The sequence below is a fragment of the Mesobacillus sp. genome (assembly GCF_049588175.1).
Classification (GTDB): domain Bacteria; phylum Bacillota; class Bacilli; order Bacillales; family Cytobacillaceae; genus Mesobacillus.
Window position 1 is genome coordinate 1 of record NZ_JBAVFI010000400.1, and the last position, 2044, is coordinate 2044.

Sequence of the window (2044 nt, forward strand, 5' to 3'; positions counted from 1 at the left end):
AATGGAAACTTGATAATAAGTAAGTGTTGATGGATAGCCTGTACAAGCTGTCCATTTTTTTCTCTCTTTTAACAGTGCAAAAGGTGAAATGCTAATCCGCCCTTCAAAGAGACCCTGTAGCGTGTAGCTACGATTAAGCTGGGACTGACCGAGGAGTAACTTGAAGGGAAACAGCTGGCAAGTTTTTATAAGGGCATTGTTGTTTTTAAGCCTGTTGATTGGAATGGAAGGTGCTTGACTCCTGGGGGATTAGCGTTTCAGGTGAGACCCCGCAGGAGCGTCAGCGACGAGGAGGCTCGGCGAACGCCCCCCCCCGGAAAGCAAGCGCCTGGAGCGGAAATCAACAGCTAAGGTTAACAGGGCCAAAAATAAAAAGCACCTCCAAAAAGAGCTGCTCGATCAATTTTCTATTATATATGTAAGTTTTAAAGCTCTGTACCAACTGATTGGCCATTGAAGTTTGTTAAAAACTCTCGAATTTCCTCTTTCTTTAAGCCCATTTCTAGTGCTTCCATGATTAACTGCATCCATTCTGTATCCAGTTCTTCGAAAATTGCCTTCTCACTAATCACTTTCTTCCCCCCAAAATACTATTTGTATTCCAGGCAGTCCGGCCATCATAGTACATTGCACCTTAGATCCGTGACTTTGCGTCCTAGTTTTTCAACGAGTTTGCCTTTTTCTGTGCCTTTTTTCATATCCTTAACTCCCAATATCATTGTATATGGTTCTATTTGTTTATAATGTAGGTATTTGTCGGTTACTTTTTATCGATTATTTCTTTTTTTTTCCACAGAATTACAAAAACACTTGTTGTTTTGATTAGTTTTCAGAAATTTCAAGCATTTATAAGGGCTTTTTGTCATATTTTATACCTAATTGTTGAACAGTTTTTTTATTCTTACCCCCAAAAATTTTTGGCAGACTCTATGCGAGTAATTTCTTTTTTATATGGAGCGTTATTCCATCGGTTTAAAATGGCAACTTTTTCAAGAGTTACTGCTTGAAAAAAGGGATATCTAGTTAAATCATGACCACAAACAGGGCATAGCCACTCCCCAACCTCACTGCTGCTATACGATGGACGATTGCACCGATCACAGTTTTTCCTGTACATACCCTTCAAAACCTCCTGGGTCAGTCTAAAAGCGCTTTTGTTCTTTATAAAGTATAGTTCAATAGAATCATTTATGAAAAAGTCTAAAAAATGCCGAATTATCCCAAAAATCCTCTTAATTCGTTCGTTTTAAAGAATATACTCTGTTTTTCTTACATTCTTGTATTTTTAAAAGAACTTAAATGTTCGTTATAATGAATAGATGAATTGATTTTAAGGAGAATAATCATATGATGGTTGGAGAGAAAATTAAAAGTCTGCGGATAAGAAAAAAGTACTCGATCACTGAGCTATCTGAAAAAGCAAAGGTGTCGAAATCCTATCTTAGTTATATTGAAAGAGGCATTCAGAAGAATCCCTCCCTACAAGTGTTATCTCGTCTGGCTAAAACCCTGGATACTACGGTTGAATATTTAATGGGGCACGAGATAAAGGTTAACAAGAATGGTATTCCAATTGATCAGGAGTGGCTGCTGCTTGTGGATGAAGCGATAAAAAACGGGATCAGCAAAGAAGATTTTTCCTTTTATTTGGACTTTGTGAAATTCAAGAATAATATTAATCACGACAAATGATAGCAAAAACAAATCATATCCTTTTGGCGAGTATCCTCAGTCACCCTGCCCTCTCACCCTCCCAACTATTTTTTTGTTACTAATAAAATACAACTACGCCAATCTATTTAGACCAATTTTTATCATTTTATTCATGAGAGTGCATTAGTTTCTAAACATCGTTATGTATCATGACTTCGCAGTAACTTACAATTCATAAAAGATCCAACTGAAACAGCGATGCATAAAAAAAAGAACCAGCACTATGGCTGATTCTCTATTTGATCTATTTTGCAAGGCTGACAGCGATCAACGCTCCCACCCTGGCATTATTTTTGACAAGGGCAATATTCGCAGCAAGACTCTTTCCATC

2 protein-coding genes and 1 riboswitch are annotated in these 2044 nt (G+C 37.4%); of the genes, one reads left to right on the plus strand and one right to left on the minus strand.

Annotated elements, in window-relative coordinates; translation table 11 throughout:
* Positions 1 to 425: 425 nt before the first annotated feature.
* On the minus strand, positions 426 to 572 hold the full coding sequence (locus WB217_RS10095; RefSeq protein ID WP_423993050.1) for an anti-repressor SinI family protein: 147 nt from the start codon (positions 570 to 572) through the stop codon (positions 426 to 428).
* A 29-nt stretch (positions 573 to 601) separates the two neighbouring features.
* A riboswitch (cyclic di-GMP riboswitch) is annotated at positions 602 to 687 on the minus strand.
* A gap of 660 nt (positions 688 to 1347) precedes the next feature.
* Here WB217_RS10095 and WB217_RS10100 point away from each other — a divergent pair.
* The gene (locus WB217_RS10100) at positions 1348 to 1692 is read left to right on the plus strand and encodes a helix-turn-helix domain-containing protein (RefSeq protein ID WP_423993052.1); all 345 of its coding nucleotides are present in this window, start codon (positions 1348 to 1350) and stop codon (positions 1690 to 1692) included.
* Positions 1693 to 2044: the final 352 nt, after the last annotated feature.